The organism is Frateuria sp. GZRR33 (genome assembly GCF_051900425.1).
In the GTDB taxonomy this organism is placed as follows: Bacteria; Pseudomonadota; Gammaproteobacteria; order Xanthomonadales; family Rhodanobacteraceae; genus Frateuria_A.
Genome location: NZ_JBHZGK010000013.1, coordinates 43826 through 69325, shown reverse-complemented (window position 1 = coordinate 69325; position 25500 = coordinate 43826). Strand labels below are relative to the sequence as shown.

Here is a 25500-nt window from a genome sequence, read left to right as displayed (position 1 = left end):
GGGGTCAGTGCGGGGTCAGTCGGCCTAGAAAGCAGAAACGGCGCTAAGCCCGAAAGCCGCGCCGTTGCTGGATTACTCTTGGTGGGCGGTACAAGGATCGAACTTGTGACCCCTACCATGTCAAGGTAGTGCTCTACCGCTGAGCTAACCGCCCAAGAGCCGCGAAGTTTAGCAAGGGTGGGGGGCCGTGCCAAGCCTTTGAGGGCCGATGGTGGTTCGACGCGAGGTTGGCCCCTCACCCCGGCCCTCTCCCCGGAGGGGAGAGGGAGCAGAGCAGAGCGCTCAGCTCTGCATGACCTGCTCGCGCAGCTTGTGGATCTGGTCGCGCAGGCGGGCGGCTTCCTCGAACTCCAGGTTCTGGGCGTGCTTGTACATCTGCCCTTCGAGCTTGCGGATCGCGGCGGCAGCCTGGGTGGCGGTGAGGTTGGCGTACTCCCCTGCCCCTTCGGCCACGGCCTTGCCGCGCATGCCCTTGGCAGCCTTGCCCTTGCCGCGCGCGCCGGGCTCGGCGCGGGCGCCTTCCATAATGTCGGCGATGCGGCGCACGACGGTCTGCGGGGTGATGCCGTTGGCTTCGTTCCAGGCGATCTGCTTTTCGCGGCGGCGGCTGGTCTCGTCCATCGCCGCCCGCATCGAGCGGGTGACCTGGTCGGCGTAGAGGATGGCCTTGCCGCGCACGTTGCGGGCGGCGCGGCCGATGGTCTGGATCAGCGAGCCGGTGGAGCGCAGGAAGCCTTCCTTGTCGGCGTCCAGGATCGCCACCAGCGAGACCTCGGGCATGTCCAGGCCTTCGCGCAGCAGGTTGATGCCGACCAGTACGTCGAACTCGCCCAGGCGCAGGTCGCGGATGATCTCGGTGCGCTCGACCGTCTCGATGTCCGAGTGCAGGTAGCGCACCTTCACGTCGTGCTCGGAGAGGTATTCGGTGAGGTTCTCGGCCATGCGCTTGGTCAGCGTGGTGACCAGCACGCGGTCGCCCATGGCGATGCGCTTCTTGGCCTCGCCGAGCAGATCGTCGACCTGGGTGCGCACCGGGCGCACTTCCACTTCCGGGTCGACCAGGCCGGTGGGGCGCACCACCAGTTCGACCACGGCGTCGCCGGACTTCTCCAACTCGTAATCGCGCGGGGTGGCCGAGACGTAGATGGTGCGCGGCGCGCGCTGCTCCCACTCCTCGAAGCGCAGCGGGCGGTTGTCCATCGCCGAGGGCAGGCGGAAGCCGAATTCGACCAGCGTCTCCTTGCGCGAGCGGTCGCCCTTGTACATGGCGCCGAGCTGCGGGACGGTGACGTGCGATTCGTCGACCACCAGCAGCGCGTCCGGCGGCAGGTAGTCGAACAGCGTCGGTGGCGGCTCGCCGGGAGCGCGACGGGTCATGTGGCGCGAGTAGTTTTCGATGCCCTGGCAGAAGCCGACCTCGGCCATCATCTCGATGTCGAAGCGGGTGCGCTGGTCCAGCCGCTGCGCCTCGACCAGCTTGTTTTCCTTGTACAGGTAGTCCAGGCGCTCCTTGAGCTCGACCTTGATCGTCTCGATGGCGTTCAGGACGCTCTCGCGCGTGCTCGCGTAGTGCGTGCGGGGGTAGACCGTGTAGCGCTGGACCTTGCGGATCGTCTCGCCGGTCAGCGGATCGAACAGCGACAGGCTTTCGACGTCGCCGTCGAACAGCTCGATGCGCAACGCTTCGGTTTCCGATTCGGCCGGGAAGACGTCGATGTTCTCGCCGCGCACGCGGTAGGTACCACGGCGCAGTTCCATCTCGTTGCGGGTGTACTGCAGTTCGGTGAGCTGGTGTATCAGCTTGCGCTGATCGATGCGCTCGCCGGTGGAGAGGATCAGGCGCAGCGAGAGGTAGTCCTCAGGATCGCCCAGGCCGTAGATGGCCGAAACGGTCGCCACGATGATCGCGTCGCGCCGCGAGAGCAGCGCCTTGGTCGCGGCCAGGCGCATCTGCTCGATGTGGTCGTTGATCGAGGAATCCTTCTCGATGAAGGTGTCCGAGGCGACCACGTAGGCTTCGGGCTGGTAGTAGTCGTAGTAGCTGACGAAGTACTCCACCGCGTTGTTGGGGAAGAACTCCTTGAACTCGCCGTAGAGCTGCGCGGCCAGCGTCTTGTTGGGCGCCAGGATCACCGCCGGGCGCTGCACCTTCTCGATCACGTTGGCGATCGTGTAGGTCTTGCCCGAGCCGGTGACGCCCAGCAGCGTCTGCGCGGCCAGGCCAGCCTCGAAGCCCTCGCTCAGTTTCGCGATGGCCTGGGGCTGGTCGCCGGAGGGCTGGTACGGGGAGACGAGCTGGAAACGGTCGGTCATGGCTGACGGATATGCGGGCGGATGGGCCGATCTTAAAGGCGCCCTGCTGACAGGCCCTGTCAGTACAGGCGCACGGGATGGCAGCGTTCAGGCTGCTACCGGCCGGCCGGCGCGCCACGGATGATGCGCGTTCCTCGCAGGGAGCGATGGCATGGCAGGGATGCAGCGAAGCGGACGCCGCCGTGTGCGCGGCGTCACGCTGGTCGAACAGGTGATGGTGGTGGCGATCCTTGCGATCCTGGCCGGCATCGCCAGCCCGTCGCTGGCCGGACTGGTGCGTCGCGGGCGGGCGCAGTCGGCACAGATGGATTTCATCGAGGCGCTGGGCTATGCGCGCGGCGAGGCGGTGCTGCGCCGCACGCGGGTGCTGTTCTGCCCGACCCGCGACCGCGTGCATTGCAGCGAGGAGAGCCGGTGGGACGGCGGCTGGCTGGTCGGCGTCGACCGCAACCACGACAACCAGCCGGACGCCGCGCCCTTGCGTGTCGGCGACAGTCATACGCGCCTGGTGATCCAGAGCAGCGCGTCGCGTCGGCATGTGACGTTCCTGTCCGATGGCAGCGCCAGTGGGAGCAACCTCACCTTGCTGTTCTGCAGTCCGGACGGCGGCGGGCAGCCCCTTGGGGTGGTGGTGTCGAACTCTGGGCGGGTCCGCGGCAGCCGGCCCCGCGGCAGGCGGGCCGAAAGCTGCTCGTAGTTCGCAGGGCGGGCTTCGGCGCACCGTGAGCGCGGCCGTCAAAGCCGATGGGCGACCTGCACCTCGCGGTTATACCGGCTGTTCACGGGCCCGGTGTAACAACCGCTGCGGACTTCTTCCCGAGGGCGCGCCATGGCTTACGGAGATCCGTCGAATCGCCGGCCATCACCACCGAAGCCGCCGCCGGACGCCGCCCCGTTGCTTGCCGCAGCGCAGCGTCACCTGCAGAGCGCAGGCGTCTCGGCCTGCGTGGTGCGCAGCCCGGATGGCGACCTGATGGTGGCCGTGGGATCGCCCTCGGACCGGTTGTTTGCCATGCTGGCACGACACGCGACCTCCTTGCCCGGCGACCAGGACGCCTGAGCTGGCTTCCGGTGCGCTCCGCCGTCCTTCAGGCGGTGCAAATGGCCCCAACGCCATCCGGAGCGCACTGGTGCGCGGCCGTGAGGCATGGCGGTCGCGCACCGGTGCGCCGCTACGACGGACAAGGCACGAGGCGTAAAGAAAAAGGCCTTGCATCGCTGCAAGGCCTTTCAATATGGCGCCCGAAGTTGGACTCGAACCAACGACCCCCTGATTAACAGTCAAGTGCTCTAACCAGCTGAGCTATTCGGGCGGGGCGAGCTGCGTAGTTTGAATAGCGCCGCGAGGGCTGTCAAGCGGCCGGGGCCGTCTCTGCGCCCTCGGCACGCACGCGGTAGCAGGGCACGTAGGCCGAGCCGCCGGGGAGCTTCATGCGGTGCTGGCTGACGAAGGCCTGCAGCAGCGCGTCCAGCGCCCGCATGATGTCCGCCTCGCCGTCGATGTCGAACGGACCGTGCTGCTCGATGGCTCGCACGCCCTCCTCCTTGACGTTGCCCGCGACGATACCGGAGAACGCGCGGCGCAGGTCCGCCGCCAGCTCGTGGCGCGGCCGTGCCCGATGCAGGGCCAGCCCGCGCATCGCCTCGTGGGTCGGTCGGAACGGCAGCTGGAAGGCGAACGGGATATCCAGCGACCAGTTGAAGAAGAACGCGTCCTTGGAATCCAGGCGATGGTTGCGCACCTTGTCGACGCCCTTGACCATCGCCCGCGCCACAGCAGCCGGATCGTCGACGATGATCTGATAATGCTGCGACACGGTCTCGCCCAGCGAGAGCTTGAGGAAGCGATCGATCTGCTCGAAGTAGGCGGCCGACTGCTTCGGACCGGTGAAGATCAGCGGGAACGGGATGCCGGCGTTGGACGGATGCAGCAGGATGCCGAGCAGGTAGAGAATTTCCTCCGCCGTACCCACGCCGCCCGGAAACACCACGATGCCGTGCGCCATGCGGACGAACGCCTCCAGGCGCTTCTCGATGTCCGGCATGATCACCAGCTGGTTGACGATCGGGTTGGGCGATTCGGCCGCGATGATGCCCGGCTCGGTGATGCCGATGTAGCGGTTGTTGCGCCGGCGCTGTTTGGCGTGGGCGATGGTGGCACCCTTCATCGGGCCCTTCATGGCGCCCGGGCCGCAGCCGGTGCAGATGTCCATGCCGCGCAGGCCGAACTGGTAGCCGACCGCCTTGGTGTACTCGTATTCGTCGCGCGAGATCGAGTGACCGCCCCAGCAGACCACCAGGTTTGGGTCGATGTGCGGCTTGAGGATGCGCGCGTTGCGCAGGATCTCGAACACCGCGTGGGTGATGCCCACGGTGTCGTCGAGGTCGAAACCGCCCTGCTCCAGCTGCGTCGACACATAGACGATGTCGCGCACCACCGCGACCAGCAGCTCGTTGATGCCGCGGATGATCTGGCCATCGACGAAGGCCTGCGCGGGTGCGTGCGAGAGCTCGATCTTGATGCCGCGGTCCTGCTGCAGCACCTGGACGTCGAAATCGGGGTACTGCTCGAACATCGAACGCGGGTCGTCGCTGATGTTGCCGGAGGTAAGCACGGCCAGGGCACAGCGGCGCAACAGGGCGTGCAGGCCCGAACCGCTGGCGTCGCGCAGGCGGGCTACTTCGTTGCGCGAAAGGATGTCCAGTCCGCCCGCTGGCGAAATGCGCGCGCTGACGGTGGCGGGCTTGCCGGCACGGCCGGCGTGAGTGTCGTTCATGCTTGCCTTCTCCTGCCGCTGACGGCGTCCGGCTTGATGCCGGCGCCGTGGCGGACCGCCTAGCTTCCCGCGCACGGCGGGCCAGGGTCAAGCCGGCCAGACTTTTTCGCCGCGGTCACGGCGAATCCGCACGCGGGCGATGCCGGCGAGGCGACGCACAGCGCCCCACTTCACCGCGGGCGTCTGGCCGGACAAAAAAAAGCCGGCGCCCTTGCGGACGCCGGCCTGGCTTGCCGAGGACAGAGCCTCTTAGAACGTGTAACGCAGCGTCAGCATGGCCGACCAGCGCGACACCACGCGGGTCGGGTTGCTGCCCGCGTCGTAGCGGATCAGCTGCTGCGGCTGGTAGTTGCCGTTCTGGTCGGTGGGCAGGAAGTACACGTACTGGCCCTGCGCATTGACACCGTCGTAACCGGCCAGCGTACGGGTGTTGAACTGCGTGTTGACCGTCTGTCCCCAGTTATTGTTGAGCAGGTTGAGGAAGTTGTAGACGTCCAGGCGCAGCACGCCCTTGTTGCCCTTGAAGATGCCCGGCACTTCCTGCGCGAAGCTCATGTCGAGCTCGTTGACCCAACCGTAGTGCGCACCGTTGCGCGAGGCGATCTGGCCGCGGTGGCTGTTGAGGTACTCGTCGCTCGAGATGAAGTCCTGGAACTGCTGGATCACCTGCGCGGAGGCGCCGCCGTAGCTGACCTTGGCGTCGTTCAGCGTCGGGATGTAGGCCGGGTCCTCGTAGCTGATGCCGTCACCGTTGGCGTCACCGGAGAAGATCCAGCTGTACGGCAGGCCGCTGTGGCCGTTGTAGAACGCCGACACCGAGGTCTTGTAGTCACCGAAGAAGGCGTGCTGCCAGGTGAGCGAGGCCTTGATCGTCTTGGCGACGTTGCGGTCCGCGGTGGCGGCCACTTCGTCGTTGACGTTCTCGCGCACCACGTAGGCGTAGCCCGAGGAAGCCTGCGAGCTGTTGCCCGGGTTCACCTCGGTGGCGTGGCTCAGGGTGAAGGCCAGGCTGCCGGCCCAGTCGTTGGAGAACGGCTTGGACAGGGCCAGGGTCAGGGCGTCGGACTTGCCCTTGTCGGTGTTGGTCAGCAGCGTCGAAGCCTTGTCGAAGGCCATGTTGCGATTGGCGGCGGCATCGCGGCTGCTCGGGAACTGGCCCGGGGTCGCCCAGTACTGGAAGCGGCCATCCGGCAGCACGCCGGTCGGCGCACCGATGTTGATCGCCTGGTAGTAGATGCCGTTGCGGGTCTTGAAGTGCTGCAGTTCAACCGAACCGATCATGCCCCACCACGGCAGCTCGCGATCGAACGCCAGGGTGGTCTTCCACACGCTCGGCAGGCGGAAGTTCGGATCGATCGTGTCGACGTCCATCGCCGGCTGGTTCTGCGGGCCGGTGGGGATGTTCTGGGCGTACGGATCGGGGCTGAACTCGGCCGCGGCCGGATCGAACGAGGAGTAGCTCGCCACGGTCAGGCCGTTGTTCTGGTACGGATTGGTCATCCACACCGTCGGCGGGCTGGTCTGGAACAGGCCGAAGCCGCCGCGCAGCTGCGTCATGCGCTCGGTGTCGAACGCATAGTTGAAGGCCAGGCGGGGCTCGATGACCTTGTTCTTGGCGCCCAGCTTGGTGTTGTTCGGGTAGCCGAACGCCTGCTCGAAGGCCGGGTTGTACAGCGGGGCCTTGTTGGCCTGCGGGATATCGATGCGCACGCCGTAGGTCAGCGACAGGTTGTCGTTGACCTGCCAGGTGTCCTGCAGGAACGGGCTGTACTGGGTGTAGGTCCACTTGGCGGCGACGTCGTCCAGCGTGTAGCCAGCCGCCGGCTGGTACAGGAAGTACGAGTCGTAGTTGCCGGCGGCGAAGTTGTCCAGGCCGTAGAACGTGTAGTTGCCGTGCTCGGTGCGGCCGAACAGGTTGTAGATCTTCGAGCGCTGGTAATCGATACCGCCCTTGAGGGTGTGGTCGCCCAGGTACAGCGTGCCGGCCAGGAACGCCGACCACTTCTTGGTGCTGATCGCGTTCTCGTGGCGGTACTGGTCCTCACCGAGGTTGATCGACGGACCGAAGCCCGACGGATCGAGGTAGACCTTCACCTGCGGCTGGTTGATGGCGTTGCCGGCCAGCTGCTCGAACGACTGGTAGCTGATCTTCGCCTCGGTCGAGAAGTTCTCGGTCCAGTCGTCGAAGAACTGCAGCGCGGCGTTCTTGGTCAGGCTGTCCTTGGTGTACCAGTAGCTGCTCAGACCGATCTGGTTCGAGCTGTTGCCCTGCACGATCGGCTGGGTTTCCTTGGTGTACTGGTAGGTCAGGCTGGCGCGGTGGTTGTTGGTGATGTTCCAGTCGATCTTGGCCAGGTAGCGCTTGTCTTCCAGCGTCACGCCGCCCGCGCCGAACGAACCCGGCTGCAGGCCGAGCGCGTTGGCGGTGTCGATCACGCGCTGCAGGTCGCCCGGGGAGACCTTGTTGGAGGTCGACGGACCGTTGCCCAGCGAGGCGTCGAGGCCGTTGGCCGAATCGGCGCCGATGCCGGTGGTCTTTTCCTGCTCGGCCGAGACGAAGAAGAACAGCTTGTCCTTGATGATCGGGCCGCCCAGCGTGATGCCGCCGGTCCAGTCACGGGCGTAGCCGGTGTACTCGTAGCCCGGCTCGTCGTGGTCCAGCCAGCCGGCGTTGCCAACCATCTTGTTGGCGTTGCGGTACGCGTAGTAGACCGAGCCGTGGAACTCGTTGGTGCCCGACTTGGTGACCGCATTGACGTCGGCGCCGACGGTGTCGGACACCACGTCGAAGTTGGCGGTCGAGATGTTGTACTCGGCGATGGTGTCGACCGAGATCGGCGAACCCTGGTACGGCAGGCCATTGGCGTTCAGGCCGAAGGGGTCGCCCTGGGAGATGCCGTCGACGCTGATGTTGTTGTAGCGGTTCGGCAGGCCGGCGACCGAGATCGAGCCGTCGCCCTGGTCGGTGACGTTGATGCGCGGATCGAGGCGCGCGATGTCGTCGATCGACCGGTTGCCCTGCGGGGTGCTCTCGAGCTGGCGGCCGGACACGTTGGTCGACAGGCCCTTGTTGTCCGGCGTGAAGGTCTGCATCAGCGCGGAGGCGGTGACGGTCACGCCGCCGAGGTTCTGCGCTTCGACGGCGGCCATCTTCAGGTTGACCGCGGAGGTCTGGCCCAGCTGCAGGTAGACGTTGTCCTGCTCGCCCTGGGTCAGCCCCGACTTGGCCGCGGTGATGTCGAACGGACCACCCACGCGCAGGCCCTGCGCGGTGTAGCGGCCGGAAGCGTCGGTGGTCACCACCTTGGTGGTGCCCGAAGGCTCATGCACGATCGTGACGGTGGCGTTGGCGACCGGCTGGCCCGAAGCGTCGACCACCTGGCCGGCCACGGCCGAGGAGGTGACGTTCTGCGCGATGGCAGGCGCCGCACCGACCGCCAGCAGCGTGGCGATGGCAAACGGCAGGGCCTTGGCACGAATTGGACTGTTCATCGTTATATCGACCTGTATTGGTTTGCAACGGAAAATTCGATGTCGGAACAAAAACACGCCGATGCCGGGCCGTTGGGCCAGGCATGCGTCGCGTGGTTGTGTATCCCCTAACTTCTTGGCGCAGCTATCGTCCAGCAGCGATGGGGCCACCCCATCTACCGACCAGTTGTTAAGCAAACTTAACGATAGTTTATGACAAGACCGAGACCGAATCACCCCTTTTCGTGAGGGAGGTTCAGCCGCCGGCCTTGCCGAGGTAGCGCGCCCGCTTGGCGGGCTTGAGGTTGGCCAGGTCGAGCATCACCAGGCCGTCGACGCAGCCGGAAAAGCCGGGGTCTTCGCCGAAATCCAGGAACTGCACGCCTTCGGGCTCGACCAGGTCCACGTACTGGCGATAGAGCACCGGCAGGCTCACGCCCAGCGCGTCCAGGTGGTGCTTGAGCTTGCCCAGCCCGGCCTGGGCATCCAGCCCTTCGAGCGCCCGGCGCACCAGCCCGACCACACCGGGCGAGATCACGAACGGCTGCCGTGCGGAGGCCAGCCCCGGCGTACCGAAATAGTGCTGGTGCGCGGCAGCGATCCACTCGCGCGCCTCGCGCGGCAGGTTGACCGACATGCTTACCGGGCCGAACAGGTAACGCAGTTCGGGATGTCGCTGCAGGTACAGGCCGATGCCCTGCCACAACTGGTCCAGCGCGCGCGAGCGCCAGTACGCGGGTGCGATGAAGCTGCGGCCGAGCTCCAGTCCCTGCGCCAGGCGCGACTCCAGCGCCGGCGAATAGTTGAACAGGCTCGCGGTGTAGAGCCCGCCCAGGCCACGCTCGGCGATCAGGCGGCCCCCGTGGCCGAAGCGGTAGGAGCCGACGATGCGCAGCGCCGCCGCATCCCACAGCAGCAGGTGCTCGTAGTGCGGATCGAACGCGTCCAGGTCGCGCCGCGCGTTGGTGCCCTCGCCGACCTTGCGGAAGGTCAGTTCGCGCAGGCGCCCGATCTCGCGCAGCACTGCGCTGTCGGCAGCGCCCTTGAACAGCCAGGCCTGCTTGCCGTCGCTGAGTTCGGCCAGCTTCTCGCCCTGCGCCTGCAGCTCCGCGGCCACCCGCTCGGCCGGCTCCGGATGGGCCAGCGGCACCTGGCCGCCGAAGATCAGCCCGCGCCGGCGGCCGACGCGATAGACGTGGCGGCGCATCAGCCGGGCGGCCTGTTCGGGCGAATCCCCGCTGCGCTCGAACAGCTCTTGCGCACTGATCAGCGCGCCGACGCTGAGGCCGATCCGGCGCTTGACCGGCGCCACCGCTTCGCGCGGCAGCATCGCCGTGCTGAGCGGTTTGGCCAGCATGGACAGCCCGTAGAACGCGGCCGAATTGCGTGCCGCCACGTGTACCGGCAACACCGGCGCACCGCTGTGCCTGGCCAGCCGCGCGAAGCCATCGGACCACTTGCCGTCGCGCACGCCGCCCGGCCCCATGCGCGAGACCTCGCCGGCCGGAAACACGATCAGCGCAGTGCCCTGCTCCAGCGCGCGATAGACACCGCGCAGCCGGGAGGCCGCGCCCTTGCCGAACACGTCCACCGCAAGCAGCAGCCTGCGCAGCGGCTCGATCGCGGCGAGCCAGTCGTTGCCCAGGATCCGCACGTCCGGACGCACCGAGCCGACCAGTTGCAGCAGCGCCAGCGCATCGACCATGCCCAGCGGATGGTTGGCAACCACCAGCACGGCCCCCTCGGTCGGGATGTGCTCGCGCTCGCGCGGGCTGACGTGATAGCTCGCGCCGAGCACATCCAGCGCACGCTCGACGAAATCGAAACCTTCGACCTTGCCCACGGCGTCGAGCACGCGGTTGAAACCGGCCTCGTCGGCCAGGCGCCCGAGCAAACCCGCCACGGGTCGGCGGAGCCGCGGATGCTGCGCCAGCCAGGGCAGGCGTTCGACTAGGTTCCGTTCGACGCTGAGCATGACCGCTCTCCTGGTGTTTCGCCCATGCTGGGCGCCGATTATGACAGCAGCACGACGGCGTCCGAGCGTCGCTGACGCACAAACATGCGCATGCGCACGGTTCGAAGTATCGCGGACGTCCGCAGGGCGCGCTTCAGCCCGCCGACGCTCTTTGGGTCTTCCGGAGGACCGGGCTGCAAACCCACCCGGCGAAAGCAGCGCGCGTCACACCTGCATGTGCAGGAAGGCCGCCACACCGCCCATGAACATCTGTACCGAAAGCGCGATCAGCAGCATGCCCATGACGCGCTCGAGCGCAGTCAGCACGCTCTCGCCGAGCCAACGGAACAGGTAGGTGGAGGACAGCAGGATCGCCGAGGTCGCCAGCCACGCTAAAAGCAGCGCGGTCGCCCAGTCGGCCGTGCGGCCCGGCGAGGTGTTGGTCAACAGCAGCAGCGCGGCCATTGCCGAAGGGCCGGCGACGCCGGGGATCGCCATCGGCACGATGAAGGGCTCTCCCTCGCCCGGCTTGCCGAAGATGCCCCCTTCCGGCGGCGGGAACACCATGCGGATGCCGATCAGGAACAGCACGATGCCGCCAGCGATGCTGATCGACTCCTGGCGCAACTGCAGCAGCTTGAGGATGTGCTGGCCGCCGATCAGGAAACCCAGCAGCACGCCCAGCGCGATCAGCAGTTCGCGGATCATCACCACGCGCCGTCGCTTGGGCGGCACGTGCTTGAGCAGGCTCAGGAAGAACGGCACGTTGCCGAGCGGATCCATGATCAGGAACAGCAGGATGCCCGCCGAGAGGGTGGTCATCTGCGTTTCCATGGAGGGCTCCTTCGGGTGGTGATCGGGGACAGGATGCCATGCGGGGACTCATGGCGGCGGTGCACGAGGGTTGTGGCGGTCGATGGCCGTGGATGGCGGTGTGGAAAGCCCATTCCCGGCCTGCCCCTTGAAGGGGAGGCAGCGTGGCGTGCGCTGTTTTGAAGCCCTTCCCTTCAGAGGGAGGGCTTCGGCAGGGATGGATGTCGCGCCGAAAGCCCGCGATCAGGCGCGACGCAGGTCCAGCATCGCGCCGCGCGCCGCCGCACCGTGGGGCCCGAGCAGCCACACCGCGGCCTGGGCCGCAGCGTCGGGCAGCGGCTGGGTATTCGGGTCTTCGCCGAAATACGCCAGGTGCCGCAACGCCGTGCGCATCGGCGCCGGCAGCAACGCATGCGTGCGGATGGCGGTGCTGTCGGTCTCCTGGTGCAGGATCTCGACGAAGCGCTCCAGCGCCGCCTTGGATACGCCGTAGGCGCCCCAGTGCGCGCGATTGACCAGGTCCGGGTTGTCCAGCACGAATACCACCGACGCATCCGGCGCTTTGGCCAGCAGCGGCAGGCACGCCTGGGTCAGGGCAAATGGCGCGGACACGTTGATGTGCATCGTGCGCAACCACTCGTCCGGCTTGTGCATCCCGACCGGCGTCAGGCCACCGAAGCTGGCCGCGCAGTGCACGATGCCGTCGAGACGGCCCAGGTCACGCTCGAGGCCGTCGGCCAGCGCTTCGTAGTCTCGCGGCGTGGCCGCCTCCATATCCAGCGGATGGATCACCGGCTCTGGCAGTTGCTCGCCCACGATCAGGTCATAGAGCTGCTCGAGCTGGCGCTTGCGCTTGCCGGTGATCACCACGGTCGCGCCCGCACGGGCCGCGGCCAGCGACACCGCGCGCCCGAGGCCGCCGTAGGCGCCGGTGACCAGCACCACGCGGCCGGCCAGGCTGCCGGCTGCGGGCGCGATGTCCCGCGGCAGATGGGCAATCGGCAGCGTCATGCGCGCACCGCACCGCTGACGTCGAGAGCCATGCGCGCGAGCTCCCCGGAGGATTTGAGATCCTCGACGATGTCGCAGCCGCCGATCAGCTCGCCCTGGATGAACAGCTGCGGGAAGGTCGGCCAGTTGGCGAAATGCGGCAGCGCCGCGCGCACCTCCGGGTCGGCCAGCACGTTGACGGCATGGAAGCTTGCGCCCGAGTCCTTCAGCGCCTGCGCGGCACGGGCGGAGAAGCCGCACATCGGGAACTGCGGCGTGCCCTTCATGAAAAGCACCATGGGGTGCCCGGCGAGCACCGCCTTGATTCGCTCGTTAACGTCCATAGCTTTCGGGGTTCTACAATGCGTGCAGGACCACAAGTGTATCAGCCGCGCATGGCCCGCCACCCGGCAGGCCCGCCCGGCTTCCCCTTAGCCGCAAGCCCAAGGAGTCCCTCATGGCGATCGAACTTCCCCCCCTTCCGTACGAAAAGAATGCGCTGGAGCCGCACATCTCCGCCGAGACGCTGGAGTTCCATCACGACAAGCACCACGCCGCTTACGTGACCAACCTCAACAAGCTGATCGCCGGCACCGAGTTCGAGGGGATGGAACTTGAGGAAATCGTCCGCAAGTCTTCCGGCGGCGTGTTCAACAACGCGGCGCAGACCTGGAACCACACCTTCTACTGGAATTCGATGAAGCCCAACGGTGGCGGCGAGCCGACCGGCAAGCTGGCCGACGCGATCAACAAGGCGTTCGGCTCGGTCGAGAAGTTCAAGGAAGAGTTCGCCAAGATGGGTGCGGGCAACTTCGGCTCGGGCTGGACCTGGCTGGTGCAGCGTCCGGACGGTTCGCTCGGCATCGTCAACACGTCCAACGCGGGCACGCCCATCACCGGCAGCGACAAGCCGCTGTTCACCTGCGACGTGTGGGAACACGCCTATTACATCGACTACCGCAACGCCCGTCCGAAGTACCTCGAGAACTTCTGGAACGTGGTGAACTGGGAATTTGCCGCCAGCAACATGGCCTGACCAAAAGCGGAGCCACGGCTCCGCTTTTTTTTCGGCGATGGGTCCCAGCCACCGCCCTCCTCACCGCGGGAGAGCAGGACGACCGGCCAAGACCCGCTCACCCCAGGCGGTCGTCGGCCAGGTGGTAATGCGGATCCCTGGCCGGATCGACCTCGACCATGCTGCCGGCCTTGTGCAGCAATTCGGCGCAGTCGGTGCTCAGGTGCCGCAGGTGCAAGCGCTTGCCGAGCTTCTGATAGCGCTCGGCCAGCGCATCGATTGCCTCGATGGCCGAATGGTCCATCACCTTGCCGCGGCCGAATTCCACGACGACCTCCGCGGGATCGTCCTTTGGCGAAAACAGATTCTGGAAGTTCTTGGCCGAGGCGAAGAACAGCGTTCCCTCCAGCTCGTAGACCTTGCTGTCGTCGGCCTCCAACCGGGTTCGTACGGAAATCTGACTGGCATGCTGCCAGGCGAACACCAGCGCGGAGATCACCACTCCCAGTACCACGGCGACCGCCAGGTCGGTGAAGATGGTCACCACCGTGACCGCCACGATCACCAGCGCATCGGCCCGCGGCACCTTGCCCAGCACGCGCACGCTGCCCCACTCGAACGTCTTGGCCGACACCACGAACATCACGCCGATCAGCGCAGCCAGCGGAATGCGTTCGATCAGGCTCGAACCGAACAGGATGAAGCTGAGCAACCCCAGCCCCGCCACGATGCCGGACAGGCGATGGGTGGCGCCGGCGCCGACGTTGATCATGCTCTGTCCGATCATGGCGCAACCGCCCATGCCGCCGAACAGCCCGGTGACCACGTTGGCGGTGCCCTGCGCGAGGCATTCCCGGTTGGGCTTGCCGCGCGTGTCGGTCATTTCATCGATCAGGTTGAGCGTGAGCAGCGACTCGATCAGCCCCACCGTGGCCATGATCAGCGCATACGGGAACACGGTGCGCAGGGTGTCCAGGTTCCACGGCACGTCGGGCAGATGGAAACTGGGCAGGCCACCCTTGATAGAAGCCAGGTCGCCGACCGTACGCTTCTGGATGCCGGCAAGGTTCGTCAGCAGCGCGACTGCCACGATCGCCACCAGCGCCGAAGGCACGGTACGGGTCAGGCGCGGCAGCAGGTAAATGATCGCCATCGCCAGGGCGACCAGCCCGAGCATGGTCCACAGCGCCTGCCCCCTGACCCATTCCCCATGCTGCTGGAAGTGTGGCAGCTGGGCCAGGAAGATCACGATCGCCAGGCCGTTGACGAAACCCAGCATCACCGGGTGGGGCACCATGCGGATGAACTTGCCCAGCCGCAAGGCGCCGAACAGCAATTGCAGCAGGCCCATCAGGACGACCGCTGCGAACAGGTATTGCACGCCGTGCTGCAACACCACCAACGCCACGATCACCACGGCGATCGCCCCGGTGGCACCCGAAATCATGCCGGGACGGCCGCCCAGCATCGCGGTGATAAGGCACATCATGAAAGCGGCATACAAGCCGGTGAGTGGATTGACGTGGGCAATCACGGCGAAGGCGATCGCCTCGGGGACCAGGGCGAACGCGACAGTGAGGCCGGACAGGATGTTGTTCCTGGCCAGGGTCGGGGAGAGCTTCATCGGGGACCTTCGACAGCAACGGATCACGCCTCTGCAAGCTGCAGAGGAGCGTTCATTGGAAGACGGGGAGCACGGCGACGGAGGCCGCGCGCGGGAGGAAACGTGCTGTAGCGAAGGCGACTTACACTGGCGGAAACTCTCGCACTGTTGCGCGGCCGCGCAATCGGCCGCGCAGGATAGCAGACGCGCGCAAGGCATCCCGCGGCGAACGCCGCGCATGCGGGCACGCTTTCCGCACGGTCGGCTTCAACCTGTCAGCGGCACTGGGAAAAGGCGCGGTCGACCAAGGTCGACCCTGCGCGACTGCGTGCGGAAGAGAAGCAACGAAGCGCACCTGTGCGCGACAAGCTTCAAACAGGTTTTGCGAGCACCTGCAGCACGGGGTTGGCCTGGTCCTCACGGTCCAGCGAACGGGCGACATGCCCGACGCGCCCGGCCAGCGTGCCCTCATCGGGCCCGCACACCGTGGCATGCCCCACCTTGCGCCCCGGGCGGGCCTGCTTGCCGTAGTCATGCCAGTGCGCGTCCGTCGTGGTGAGCACCGGCGCCGGATCAGGCAGCTCGCCGATCCAGTTGAACATGCACGACAACCCGCGCGCACCGGTATCGCCCAGCGGCATGCCGAGCACGGCACGGACGTGGTTCTCGAACTGGCTGGTGTGCGCCCCCTCGATGGTCCAGTGGCCGGAGTTGTGCACGCGCGGAGCCATTTCGTTGCCCAGCAACTGGCCGTCCTTGACGAACAGCTCCAGCGCGAACACGCCCACGTAGTCCAGCCGTTCGGCCAGCGTGCGGGCCAGGTCGGTGGCGCGCCGCTGCAGCTCGTCGATGTCGGGTGCCGGCGCCAGGCTCAGGCTCAGCACGCCGTCGGTGTGCCAGTTGCGGGTCAGCGGCCAGGTGCGGAAATCGCCATCGCGACTGCGCACGGCGATCACCGACAGCTCGCGCTCGAACGGCACGAACGCTTCCAGGATCAACCCGTGCGCGGCACCTTGCGCACCCAACGCGGCCCAGGCGGCATCCGCATCGGCCGGCGTCTTGAGGCGGAACTGGCCCTTGCCGTCGTACCCCAGGCGGCGGGTCTTGAGGATGGCCGGTGCGCCAACCTCGGCGATCGCCCGGTCGAGGTTCTCACGGGTGTTCACGGCCACGAAGGCGGGCGTATCGAGGCCGCACTCACGGAACAGGGTCTTCTCGGCCAGGCGGTCCTGGGCCACGGCCAGGGCACCCGGCACGGGCGAAACGGCCACCCGCCCGGCGAGCCAGTGCGCGGTCTCGGCAGGCACGTTCTCGAAATCGAAGGTGACCACGTCGACCATCGAGGCGAAGCGCTCGAGCGCCACGTAGTCCTTCCAGTCCGCGACCACCAGCGGGGCGACCTGCCCGGCGCAGGCGTCGCCGGCGCTGTCGACCACCAGCGACTTGACGCCCAGCGGTGCAGCGGCAAGCGCCAGCATGCGCGCGAGCTGGCCGCCGCCGAGGATGCCGAGCACAGGTTGGCGACGGGCGCTCATGCGCGCGGGTCCGGCTGGTCGAGCACGCTCTGGGTCTGCTTCGCGCGATAGGCGTCCAGCGCCTGCGCGACGGCCGGATCATGCAGCGCCAGTACCGATGCGGCGAGAAGGCCCGCGTTCACCGCACCTGCACGGCCGATCGCCAGCGTCCCCACCGGGATGCCGGCGGGCATCTGGGCGATGGAAAGCAGCGAATCCATGCCATTGAGCGCCTTGGACTGGACCGGCACGCCGAACACCGGCAGCCGCGTCTTGGCGGCCAGCATGCCCGGCAGGTGGGCGGCGCCGCCAGCGCCGGCGACGATCACCTCGATACCGCGCCCGACCGCTTCCTCGGCGTAGCGGAACAGCAGGTCCGGCGTGCGATGGGCGGACACCACGCGCACCTCGTGCGGCACGCCCAGTTGGTCAAGAACGGCGGCGGCGTGCTCCATGGTTTCCCAGTCCGAACGGGAACCCATCACCACGCCCACGCGGGCTGGCCTGGCGGTCGAAATCATGGTTCTGCCATCCCAAAAGGGCTATTGTACGGGCTTTCCGCACGACACCCCACCGCCATGGACAAGCGCCTGCTCGACATCCTGTGCTGCCCGGTCAGCAAGACGCCCGTTCGCCAGCTCGCGCGCGCAGAGCTGGAGGCGCTCAACGCCGCCATCGAGCGCGGTGAAATCGATACGGTCGCCGGCGCCCGGGTCCAGGAGACACTGGGCGAAGGCCTCATCACGGTGGACCGCAAGGTGGTGTACCGGGTCGATGACGGCATTCCGGTCATGCTCCCCGAGGAAGGCATCGGTACGGTGCAGATGATGGATTTTCCCGCGACTGCCTGAAGCGTCCTTTCGAAAAAGTGAACGGCGCCATCCTTTTATACATGGCGTGGACTAATGTGTACGCCAGTGCATGAGTCGTTCACGTTTCCTCGCTTAAGGTCGAAGCTCGCGTGGCCGGGGCGGCCATGGACGTCAGGAAGGGATGCTTCAGGGGTGTGGCGATGAAAGAAGCCAATGAACCTAACAAGGTCGTCAGCCTGAGCCAGCGGCAGGAGCCGGCCGAGCGCGTGGGCGACCTGCTGGGTGCCGTCCGCACCATCGCCGGCCGCCGCCTCCAGCTTCTCCTGGGCAACATGTTCGAGCACGTCGACGACGCGCTGTTCGACCTGGCCGAGAAGGCCGAGAACAACGCCGCCCAGATGCACTACTTCGACGGCATGCGCGAAGTGCGCAAGCGCCGCCCGATGGTCGAGCGCAGCTTCCTCACGCAGGTCGGCCGGGAGCTCACCGGCATCACCACCCGCCCCGCTCCGGCGCCCTCGGCCAGCCCGTCGTCCGGTCCGGTGGAGCTGTCGCTGGTGGCGGAGAACGAGCTGGAGGAATCGCTCGCCATCACCAGCATGACGGCCAAGAACGAATCGCGCCTGGCACGCGACCTGTTCGCCGTGAACCAGCGGCTGTCGGTGATCTGCGGCGGCATCAAGATCGACGACAGCACCAACCCGGTCGCACCGGCCGCCTTGGCGCAGGCGTTCCGCCAGGCCATGCGCGAGCTGGCCGCGGAGATGCGCGTCAAGCTCATCATCTACAAGCTGTTCGACCGCTACGTGCTGTCCGCGCTGGAAGAGCTGTACCAGGAAATCAACGCCGAACTGGTGCGCGCCGGCGTGTTGCCGCAGCTGCGCCACGAGGTGGTGCGCGGCGAGGGGCCGGCCGGCACGTCGGCCGCCACCGGCGCCGTCGCCGGCACCGATACCGCTGGCGACACCGACACGGAAGCCGAGCTGGCCAGCGAATTGCTGCATACCGTGCGTGCATTGTTCAGCGCACGCCGGGCACAGGCCGCTGGGGGCGCAGCGATGGTCGGCGGAGTGGCCGGCGCAGGCGCCCGGAGTTCTTCCCTGGCAGTCCCCACGGCGAACGAGCTGCTCGGCGCGCTCAGCGTGCTGCAGAGCCAGCTCGCGGCCGGTCCGATCCCGACCGCGCAGGCGATGGACCCGGCCACGCTCGGCCGCGAGGTCGCCCAGCTCAAGGAACAGTTGCTGGGCCAGATCGGCGCCCTGCGCGGCGAACGCCCGAGCCAGGTCTCGGCCATCGACGAGGACACCATCGACCTGGTCGGCATGCTGTTCGAGTTCATCCTTGCCGACAGCACCCTGCCCGCCGAAATGCAGGTGCTGCTGGCGCGCCTGCAGATCCCCTACCTCAAGGCCGCGATCCTCGACCGCAAGCTGTTTGCCCACCGCCATCATCCGGCACGCCGCCTGCTCGACGGCCTGGCGGAACTGGCCAAGGGCTGGTCGGAGGAGTCCGACCGCGACCATCGCGTCCACGAGAAGATCAAGTCCATCGTCGAGCGGCTGCTGCACGATTTCGACGACGACATGGGCCTGTTCGAGCGTCTGGGTGACGAACTGCAGGCTTTCCAGGAACAGAGCCGCAAACGCGCGGAACTGGCCGAGCAGCGCGTGGCCGAGTCGGCGCGCGGACGCGAGAAGCTGGAACTGGCGCGCCGACGGGCGGCCCGCGAGATCCTCGACCGCATCGGCAGCCAGAGCCTGCCGCCGCTGATCCACGGCGTGCTGGCCCGCGCCTGGGCGAACCACCTGGTCTTGACGATCCTGCGCCAGGGTGAGGACTCACCGGCTTTTTCCGATGCCTTGCGATTCGTCAACGAGTTCATCGCCAGCGCTCGGCCCGTGCACACCACGGATGACCGCCGCACCCTGCTGCGCATGCTGCCGGGTATCGAGCGGGCCCTGCGCCGCGGCCTGGCCAACGTGGCGTTCCAGGAAAGCGACATCGAGCGGCTGCTCGGCCAGTTGCACGCCTACTACCGGCAGCAACTGGGCGAAATGGCGCCCGACAGCACCACCGAGGACGTGGTACTGCCGATACCCGAAAGCATCCAGCCCCTGCTCGATGCCGACTCGGCCGAGCCCGAGCCGGTACAGGACCAGCCGACGGCGGTTGCCCTGGACAACGGCGAGACGATCGAAGTCGAACAGCTCAAGCCCGGGACCTGGCTGGAATTCTGTCCAACCGGCGATGCGGTCACCCGCGCCAAGTTGTCGTGGATCAGCCCGATGAGCGGGCGCTACCTGTTCGTCAATCGGCGCGGCCTGAAGGTGGGCGACTACGCACCGCAGGAGCTTGCCGCGGCGCTGGCCGCCGGCAGCGCACGCATCCTGCCGTCGGAGCCACTGTTCGACCGCGCGATGGGTGCCATCGTGGATCGCTTGAGCCAGGCGGCCACGGCCGGAACCGACGACCTGACCTGAGCGCGATGGCGGTTTCCGGGCGCCGCACCCAAGGGTGCGCCGGCGTCTGGCCCGAGCACGACAGCCCCGGGGTCGCTCCTGGAAGGACCCGAGCTGGCTCATGCGCGGCCCGCGCACGACCCCGCATTCCATCCAGACGCCCATGCGTGTGATGCTCCCGGCCTTGCTGCCGGCGCCCTGCAACGGGCCAGCCAGCGCCTCGGTTATCCTTGGCGGTCGGCGGACCGGGGACATGCTTCCCCTGCACCGCCGCCCCTCTCCACCGAATGGATGCTGCATGCCTGACGCGAGTCCCCTCGATCCGCCCGACGCCCGCCTGATCGACGCCGATGTCGAACGCGCCTTTGCCGAAGACTTCGGCAGCGGTGACGCGACCGCGGACCTGCTGCCGGCCGATGCCCATGCCAGTGCCGCGCTGACCTGCCGCGAGGACGCGGTGATGGCCGGCATCCCCTGGTTCGACGCGTGCTTCCGCAAGCTCGACCCTGGCGTGATGATCGACTGGCGGGTACGCGACGGCGAGCGAGTGGCCGCCGGCAGCGTGATCTGCCACCTGCGCGGACGCGCTCGCGCGCTGGTCAGCGCGGAACGCTCGGCACTCAATTTCCTGCAGCTGCTCTCCGGTACCGCCACTATCACGGCTGCCTACGTGGCAGCGGTCGCCGGCACCGCGGTGCGCGTGCTGGACACGCGCAAGACCGTGCCCGGCCTCCGGCTGGCGCAGAAATACGCAGTGCGTTGCGGCGGGGGCCACAATCACCGTATCGGCCTGTTCGATGCGATCCTGATCAAGGAAAACCACATCGCGGCCGCCGGCGGCATCGAGCCCGCGGTGACGGAGGCACGCCGGCTGCACCCCTCGCTGCTGCTGGAAATCGAGGTCGAGACCCTCGACGAGCTGCAACGCGCCATCGACGCGGGCGCGGATCGCATCATGCTCGACAACTTCACGCCGGCGATGATGACCGAAGCAGTCGCCTTGGCTGCTGGCCGTGTTTCCCTCGAAATCTCCGGCAACGTGGACCTCGGCAGCATCGGCAGCTATGCACGCACCGGCGTGGACTTCATTTCGGTCGGTGCGCTGACCAAGCACGTGCGCGCGATCGATCTTTCACTGCGTTTGCAACTGGGAAGCTGAGAGCGCTACGGACGTCACCGTGCGGACGTGGCGGGCGCTGCTCGTGGGCTGGTGCGCGCGCGATCCGTGATCGCGCGCAGGAAGCCTCTGCCATGGGGCTGTACCTTGCCCTTGGCCGGCGGCACCCACACACTCCACCCATGAGCCAAGTTTCTGACCTGATTGCCCTGACGGCGCTTGCTGCCGTGGCGGGCGCGTGGCTCAAGTTCACCCGCGCCCGCGAGCGTGCGGTGGACGAAGCGCGCCGGCAGTGTTCGCAACACGGCCTGCAGCTGCTTGATGAGACGGTTGGCCTGAGGAGCCTGCGCTGGCGCCGGGTGGACGGCAGGCGCCAGCTTGAGCTCGGTTACGTATTCGAGGTCAGCGCGCATGGCGACGACCGCCTGGACGGGCGTCTGTGGATGCATGGCGACCGGCTTGCAGGGGTGAGCCTGCCCAAGGCAGCGACGCCTTTGTCCGAAGCCGAGCCACATCGGACGGCGCCGCCGGACAATGTCATCCCGCTCAGGGCGCGGCGACCGCGGATCGGGCAGTAACGCACCGCGGCTGCAGCCGGCGGCCACCAAACCGTGGGTGATGGAAACACCTGGCGCATGTAGGAGCGCACCTGTGCGCGACTATCGTGTCCCCGGTCGCGCACAGGTGCGCTCCTGCGGGATGGCGGGCTGCTGTGCCTGGTCCGACGCGCAATCTCTCGCGAGTCGCGACGGCCGGCGTTGCGGCTCCCGCATGTAGGAGCGCACCCTGTGCGCGACCGCGGTGCATGGCGGTGGCAACCCGGGCTGCGCCTGTTCAAGGCGTCCAGCCCACAGGTTCCGAGGCAACAGTGTCTGCTGTGGATCGCGCTGGCGAAGTAGCCTAGCGGGCCGGGAGCCATTCCCGTTCCCCACCGGAGTCGAGCATGCCAGCTTCCCAAGCATCCACCCGCAGCCGGTCGCTACGATGGCGGGTGCTGCTGCGCCGCCACCCTTCGGCGTTGTTGCTGTTGGCACAGCTGGCGTGCGTGATGCTGTATCCGTTCGTGGAGCAGACCCATGCCGCGCGCATCCTGGTCGGCGCTTTCGGCGTGCTGATCCTGCTGCTGGCGTTGCGCATGATCGGTCACACCTCGGCGCGCCTGTGGCCGGGTCTGTGCCTGGCGGCAGCCGCGGTGGTGCTGAACGCGCTGTACATCGGCCTGGGGATCGAGCAGTTGCTGCCCTGGCAGGCCGCGCTCGAGGCGGCGTTCTATTTCTATGCGGCCGGTAGCCTGGTGTCGTACATGCTGGCCGACCAGCGCGCCACCACCGATGAGCTCTACGCCGCCGGCGCCACGCTGACCCTGCTGGTGTGGGCCTTCAGCTACCTGCTGGTGCTGTGCCAGGCCTGGCAGCCCGGTGCGTTCGGCGGCGCAGTGGATGTCGGGGCACCGCGCGCGTGGACCGACCTGGTGTTCCTGAGTTTCGCGCTGTTCACCAGCACGGGCATCGGCGACGTGATCCCGCTCAGCCCGCTGGCCCGAGCCATCGCCAGCCTGGAGATGTTCACCGGCGTGATGTACCTGGCGCTGGTGGTCTCGCGGCTGATTGGCCTGTCGGTGGCGCAGCGGCGCGGGTGAGTCGGAAGCCGCCCGGCGCTGGCCGGCGTGGCGATCGTGCACCAGGCAAGCTGGCCCATCCACGCGCCGAGGGGCGCCGAAGCGCCCCTCATGCCATCCGTGCGGAGGCGGTCAGTCGTTCTTGTGGCTCTGCTGGCCGGCCTTGACGTGTTGCTCGTGGCTTCCGCCCTGGCTGCCGTGATTGCCGGACGAGCTGCCGGCCGACTTGGACTTGTCGTCGTTCTTGTGGCTCTGCTCGCCTGCCTTGACGTGCTGCTCGTGCGAGCCGCCACGGGTGTTGTCGCTGTTGGCCATCTTGGATCTCCGGGGGAGGTGGGAATGGCACGGTGGTCGCCGTGCCGTGCCCACCATCCGACCACCCGCCTTATGTTGCGGTGAGGAGACGGTCAAGCGTCTTTGCGTTCCTTCAGCAAGCAAGCCGACTCGGCCGTGGACCGGGTGGCACCTCAGCCGAGCGGCCTCACCCGGAAGTTGCGCCCCTTGATGCGTCCGGTGCGCAGGCGCTCGAGCGCGTTGTTCGCCAGTGCGCGGGTGATCGCGACATAGGCGCGCGTGGCGTAGACGTCGATCTTGCCGATGTCCTCGGCCTTGAGGCCGGCCTCGCCGGTGAGCGCGCCGAGGATGTCGCCGGGTCGCAGCTTGTCCTGGCGGCCGGCGTCGATCACCAGCGTCTTCATCGGCGCCAGGTGCAGCGTCTTGCCGCGTGGCGGGGCCAGCTTGAAGGCCCGCCAGGGCAGTGGTTCGCCCAGGGCTTCTTCGATGTTCTGGGCCTTGGGCCGCTCGCGCGGCGTGCACAGCGTGATCGCCACGCCCGACTGCCCGGCGCGGCCAGTGCGCCCGATGCGGTGGGTGTGGGTATCCGGGTCGTGCGCGATGTCATGGCTGACCACCAGCGGCAGCGCGGCAATGTCCAGGCCGCGCGCGGCGACGTCGGTGGCTACCAGCACGCTGCAACTGCGGTTGGCGAAGCGCACCAGCACCTCGTCGCGGTCGCGCTGCTCCATGTCGCCGTGCAGGGCGAGGGCCGAGAACCCGCGGCGATCCAGCTCCTGCGCCACCGTGTCCACGTCGCGGCGCATGTTGCAGAACACCAGCGCGTGCTGGTCGCGGTCGCGGGCCAGCAGCTGGGCCAGCGCGTCGATCTTCTGCGCCGGCTCCACCTCGATGAACTGCTGCTCGATGGCCGGCGTGGCCTCGGCCGGCGTTTCCACGGTGACCTCCACCGGGTCTTTTTGCAGGCGGCGGCTGGCGGCGCGGATGGCCTCGGGGTAAGTGGCCGAGAACAGCAGGGTCTGATGGTGCCTGGCGATGCGCCGGACGATGTCATCGATGGCCTCGCCAAAGCCCATGTCGAGCATGCGGTCGGCCTCGTCCAGGACAAGTACCTTGATGCCGCCGCCGTGCAGGCTGCCGCGCTTGAGGTGTTCCTGCACGCGCCCGGGCGTGCCCACCACGATGTGCGGATCGTGCGTGAGCGAGGCCAGCTGCGGGCCCAGCGGCATGCCGCCGCACAGGGTCAGGAGCTTGACGTTGGGCAGGCTGGCGGCGAGCCGGCGTATCGCCTTGCTCACCTGGTCGGCCAGTTCGCGTGTGGGGCACAGCACCAGCACCTGCAGCCGGATGGTGTCGACGTCCAGCGCCTGCAGCAGGCCCAGCCCGAAGGCGGCGGTCTTGCCGCTGCCGGTACGTGCCTGGGCGATCACGTCGCGGCCGGCAAGGATCGGCGGCAGGCTCTGCGCCTGCACCGGCGTCATGGCGGCGTAGCCGTGTGTTTCCAGGCTGGCGAGCAGGGCGGGCTTGAGGGGGAGCGTGGTGAAGTCAGTCATTGGGCATGATCGCATCAAACCTGCGGGCCTGTAGGGCGCCGCGGGGAAACCGGTGGCTTTCCCGTCGGAGCGCACTCTGTGCGCGACCGCGGTCCTCCGCTCCGTCGGTCGCGCACAGGGTGCGCTCCTACATGGCGCGAGATGGGGTGGGAGGCTGGGCGCGGGTGCGGCGTCGGGTGGACGCAAGCCAAAGAAAAAGCCCGGCACGGGGCCGGGCTTGGGTCGAACGGGGTGCAGGCGCTTAGAGCGGCTGGACCTGGTCGGCCTGCAGGCCCTTCGGGCCCTGCGTCACGACGAAGGACACCTTCTGGCCTTCCTGCAGGCTCTTGAAGCCCGAGGACACGATCGAGCGGAAGTGCACGAACACGTCATCGCCGCTGGCGCGGCTGATGAAGCCGAAGCCCTTGGCATCGTTGAACCACTTGACGGTACCGGTTTCTGGTTGCGACATCGTTGTATCTCCCTGGAGCGGATGGATGTGCCGCTTGGCGCGGCGGGCTGCTGGTCACAAGGAGGAACGAGTGCAACGGTGTAGTGGAACTGCTCTCTACAGCATCGGGCCACAGTTCGCGTGACCCTTGAAACCCAGCCTGCGCACAGTAGTGACTGTCGGCCTGCGAAGCAAATGCTTTCGTGAACGCACGGTTACCGGCCGCGGCGCGTTTCGCCCATCGCAGGGGGGCCGGGCCGCGCCCACAGGCCCTCCCGGTCAGCCGCGGCGCGCGGCCTCGATGGCCGCGATATCGATCTTTCCCATCCCCATCATGACGTCGAACGCGCGCTTGGCCGCGGCCGGATCCGGATCGGTGACCGCGGCGGTCAGGGCGCGGGGGGTGATCTGCCAGGACAGGCCCCACTTGTCCCTGCACCAGCCGCAGGCGCTCGGGCTGCCGCCGTTGTCGATGATCGCGTTCCAGAGGCGGTCGGTTTCGGCCTGGTCGTCGGTCGCCACCTGGAAGGAAAACGCCTCGGTGTGGGGACACCCCGGCCCACCGTTCAAGCCCAGGCAGGGGATGCCCATGACGGTGAATTCCACCATCAGCACGTCCCCCTGCCTGCCGGCGGGATAGTCGCCCGGCGCCCGGTGGACGGCCCCCACGGCGCTGTCGGGAAAGGTCGCGGCGTAGAACTGCGCGGCGTCCAGCGCGGTGCCGTCATACCAGAGGCAGAGGGTGTTCTTGTGGGTCATTTCGTTCT

Annotated in this window: 22 protein-coding genes and 2 tRNA genes; 8 read left to right on the top strand and 16 right to left on the bottom strand. The window is 67.5% G+C overall.

Annotated features, from left to right (window positions below; all coding sequences use genetic code 11):
• Positions 1-79 precede the first annotated feature (79 nt).
• Together ACFWZU_RS14715 and uvrB are read right to left on the bottom strand one after the other, a co-directional pair.
• Positions 80-154 (bottom strand) — tRNA-Val (locus ACFWZU_RS14715).
• A 128-nt stretch (positions 155-282) separates the two neighbouring features.
• Positions 283-2313, bottom strand: a complete 2031-nt coding sequence (gene uvrB, locus ACFWZU_RS14710) for an excinuclease ABC subunit UvrB (protein WP_439702278.1) — start codon at positions 2311-2313, stop codon at positions 283-285.
• Between the two features lie 151 nt (positions 2314-2464).
• On the opposite strand from uvrB, the gene ACFWZU_RS14705 reads away from it, so the two are divergent.
• Together ACFWZU_RS14705 and ACFWZU_RS14700 are read left to right on the top strand one after the other, a co-directional pair.
• Entirely contained in the window at positions 2465-3010 is a 546-nt protein-coding gene (locus ACFWZU_RS14705; RefSeq protein WP_439702277.1) for a GspH/FimT family pseudopilin, read from the top strand.
• Positions 3011-3142: 132 nt separating this feature from the next.
• Positions 3143-3373 carry a hypothetical protein gene (locus ACFWZU_RS14700; protein ID WP_439702276.1) on the top strand — a complete coding sequence of 77 codons (231 nt, stop codon included), beginning with the start codon at positions 3143-3145 and terminating at the stop codon, positions 3371-3373.
• Positions 3374-3549: 176 nt separating this feature from the next.
• On the opposite strand, the gene ACFWZU_RS14695 is transcribed toward ACFWZU_RS14700, so the two are convergent.
• The 7 genes from ACFWZU_RS14695 to grxD form a co-directional block, all read right to left on the bottom strand.
• A tRNA-Asn gene (locus ACFWZU_RS14695) sits at positions 3550-3626 on the bottom strand.
• A gap of 39 nt (positions 3627-3665) precedes the next feature.
• Entirely contained in the window at positions 3666-5090 is a 1425-nt protein-coding gene (ppnN, locus tag ACFWZU_RS14690; RefSeq protein WP_439702275.1) for a nucleotide 5'-monophosphate nucleosidase PpnN, read from the bottom strand.
• Positions 5091-5339: 249 nt separating this feature from the next.
• On the bottom strand, positions 5340-8582 hold the full coding sequence (locus ACFWZU_RS14685) for a TonB-dependent receptor (RefSeq protein WP_439702274.1): 3243 nt from the start codon (positions 8580-8582) through the stop codon (positions 5340-5342).
• Positions 8583-8817: 235 nt separating this feature from the next.
• On the bottom strand, positions 8818-10536 hold the full coding sequence (locus ACFWZU_RS14680) for a GNAT family N-acyltransferase (protein WP_439702273.1): 1719 nt from the start codon (positions 10534-10536) through the stop codon (positions 8818-8820).
• A gap of 204 nt (positions 10537-10740) precedes the next feature.
• Positions 10741-11337 (bottom strand): YhgN family NAAT transporter, encoded by a 597-nt coding sequence (locus tag ACFWZU_RS14675; RefSeq protein ID WP_231351848.1) that lies wholly within the window; start codon positions 11335-11337, stop codon positions 10741-10743.
• A gap of 234 nt (positions 11338-11571) precedes the next feature.
• The gene (locus ACFWZU_RS14670) at positions 11572-12339 is read right to left on the bottom strand and encodes an SDR family NAD(P)-dependent oxidoreductase (protein ID WP_439702272.1); all 768 of its coding nucleotides are present in this window, start codon (positions 12337-12339) and stop codon (positions 11572-11574) included.
• Positions 12336-12662, bottom strand: a complete 327-nt coding sequence (grxD, locus tag ACFWZU_RS14665; protein ID WP_439702271.1) for a Grx4 family monothiol glutaredoxin — start codon at positions 12660-12662, stop codon at positions 12336-12338. Before grxD ends, ACFWZU_RS14670 begins: the two co-directional genes overlap by 4 nt.
• A 113-nt stretch (positions 12663-12775) precedes the next feature.
• On the opposite strand from grxD, the gene ACFWZU_RS14660 reads away from it, so the two are divergent.
• On the top strand, positions 12776-13354 hold the full coding sequence (locus ACFWZU_RS14660; protein ID WP_439702270.1) for a superoxide dismutase: 579 nt from the start codon (positions 12776-12778) through the stop codon (positions 13352-13354).
• A gap of 97 nt (positions 13355-13451) precedes the next feature.
• Here the strand turns inward: ACFWZU_RS14660 and ACFWZU_RS14655 are convergent, their stop codons facing one another.
• From ACFWZU_RS14655 to purE, 3 genes are all read right to left on the bottom strand, one after another.
• Positions 13452-14957, bottom strand: a complete 1506-nt coding sequence (locus tag ACFWZU_RS14655; RefSeq protein WP_439702269.1) for a SulP family inorganic anion transporter — start codon at positions 14955-14957, stop codon at positions 13452-13454.
• 350 nt (positions 14958-15307) lie between these two features.
• Positions 15308-16471: a 5-(carboxyamino)imidazole ribonucleotide synthase gene (locus tag ACFWZU_RS14650; RefSeq protein ID WP_439702268.1), complete on the bottom strand. Its 1164-nt coding sequence runs from the start codon at positions 16469-16471 to the stop codon at positions 15308-15310.
• A complete protein-coding gene (gene purE, locus ACFWZU_RS14645) occupies positions 16468-16971 on the bottom strand; it encodes a 5-(carboxyamino)imidazole ribonucleotide mutase (RefSeq protein ID WP_439702267.1) in 504 nt (167 codons plus the stop codon). Before purE ends, ACFWZU_RS14650 begins: the two co-directional genes overlap by 4 nt.
• Positions 16972-17028: 57 nt before the next feature.
• Here purE and ACFWZU_RS14640 point away from each other — a divergent pair, with 57 nt between their 5' ends.
• The 5 genes from ACFWZU_RS14640 to ACFWZU_RS14620 all read left to right on the top strand — a co-directional run bounded on the left by ACFWZU_RS14640 (position 17029) and on the right by ACFWZU_RS14620 (position 22477).
• Complete coding sequence (locus tag ACFWZU_RS14640) at positions 17029-17301, top strand: Trm112 family protein (protein WP_439702266.1); 273 nt, start codon at positions 17029-17031, stop codon at positions 17299-17301.
• A gap of 161 nt (positions 17302-17462) precedes the next feature.
• On the top strand, positions 17463-19742 hold the full coding sequence (locus tag ACFWZU_RS14635) for a DUF1631 domain-containing protein (RefSeq protein WP_439702265.1): 2280 nt from the start codon (positions 17463-17465) through the stop codon (positions 19740-19742).
• A gap of 277 nt (positions 19743-20019) precedes the next feature.
• Positions 20020-20880, top strand: a complete 861-nt coding sequence (nadC, locus tag ACFWZU_RS14630; protein WP_439702264.1) for a carboxylating nicotinate-nucleotide diphosphorylase — start codon at positions 20020-20022, stop codon at positions 20878-20880.
• Positions 20881-21020: 140 nt separating this feature from the next.
• A complete protein-coding gene (locus tag ACFWZU_RS14625) occupies positions 21021-21416 on the top strand; it encodes a DUF3301 domain-containing protein (protein ID WP_439702263.1) in 396 nt (131 codons plus the stop codon).
• Between the two features lie 365 nt (positions 21417-21781).
• A complete protein-coding gene (locus ACFWZU_RS14620) occupies positions 21782-22477 on the top strand; it encodes an ion channel (RefSeq protein WP_439702262.1) in 696 nt (231 codons plus the stop codon).
• A 111-nt stretch (positions 22478-22588) separates the two neighbouring features.
• Here the strand turns inward: ACFWZU_RS14620 and ACFWZU_RS14615 are convergent, their stop codons facing one another.
• The 4 genes from ACFWZU_RS14615 to ACFWZU_RS14600 form a co-directional block, all read right to left on the bottom strand.
• Positions 22589-22771, bottom strand: coding sequence for a hypothetical protein (locus ACFWZU_RS14615; protein ID WP_439702261.1), 183 nt, complete (start codon positions 22769-22771; stop codon positions 22589-22591).
• 152 nt (positions 22772-22923) lie between these two features.
• Complete coding sequence (dbpA, locus tag ACFWZU_RS14610) at positions 22924-24303, bottom strand: ATP-dependent RNA helicase DbpA (protein WP_439702260.1); 1380 nt, start codon at positions 24301-24303, stop codon at positions 22924-22926.
• A gap of 241 nt (positions 24304-24544) precedes the next feature.
• A complete protein-coding gene (locus ACFWZU_RS14605; protein ID WP_209614505.1) occupies positions 24545-24754 on the bottom strand; it encodes a cold-shock protein in 210 nt (69 codons plus the stop codon).
• Positions 24755-25012: 258 nt separating this feature from the next.
• Positions 25013-25492 (bottom strand): VOC family protein, encoded by a 480-nt coding sequence (locus ACFWZU_RS14600; protein WP_439702259.1) that lies wholly within the window; start codon positions 25490-25492, stop codon positions 25013-25015.
• Positions 25493-25500: the final 8 nt, after the last annotated feature.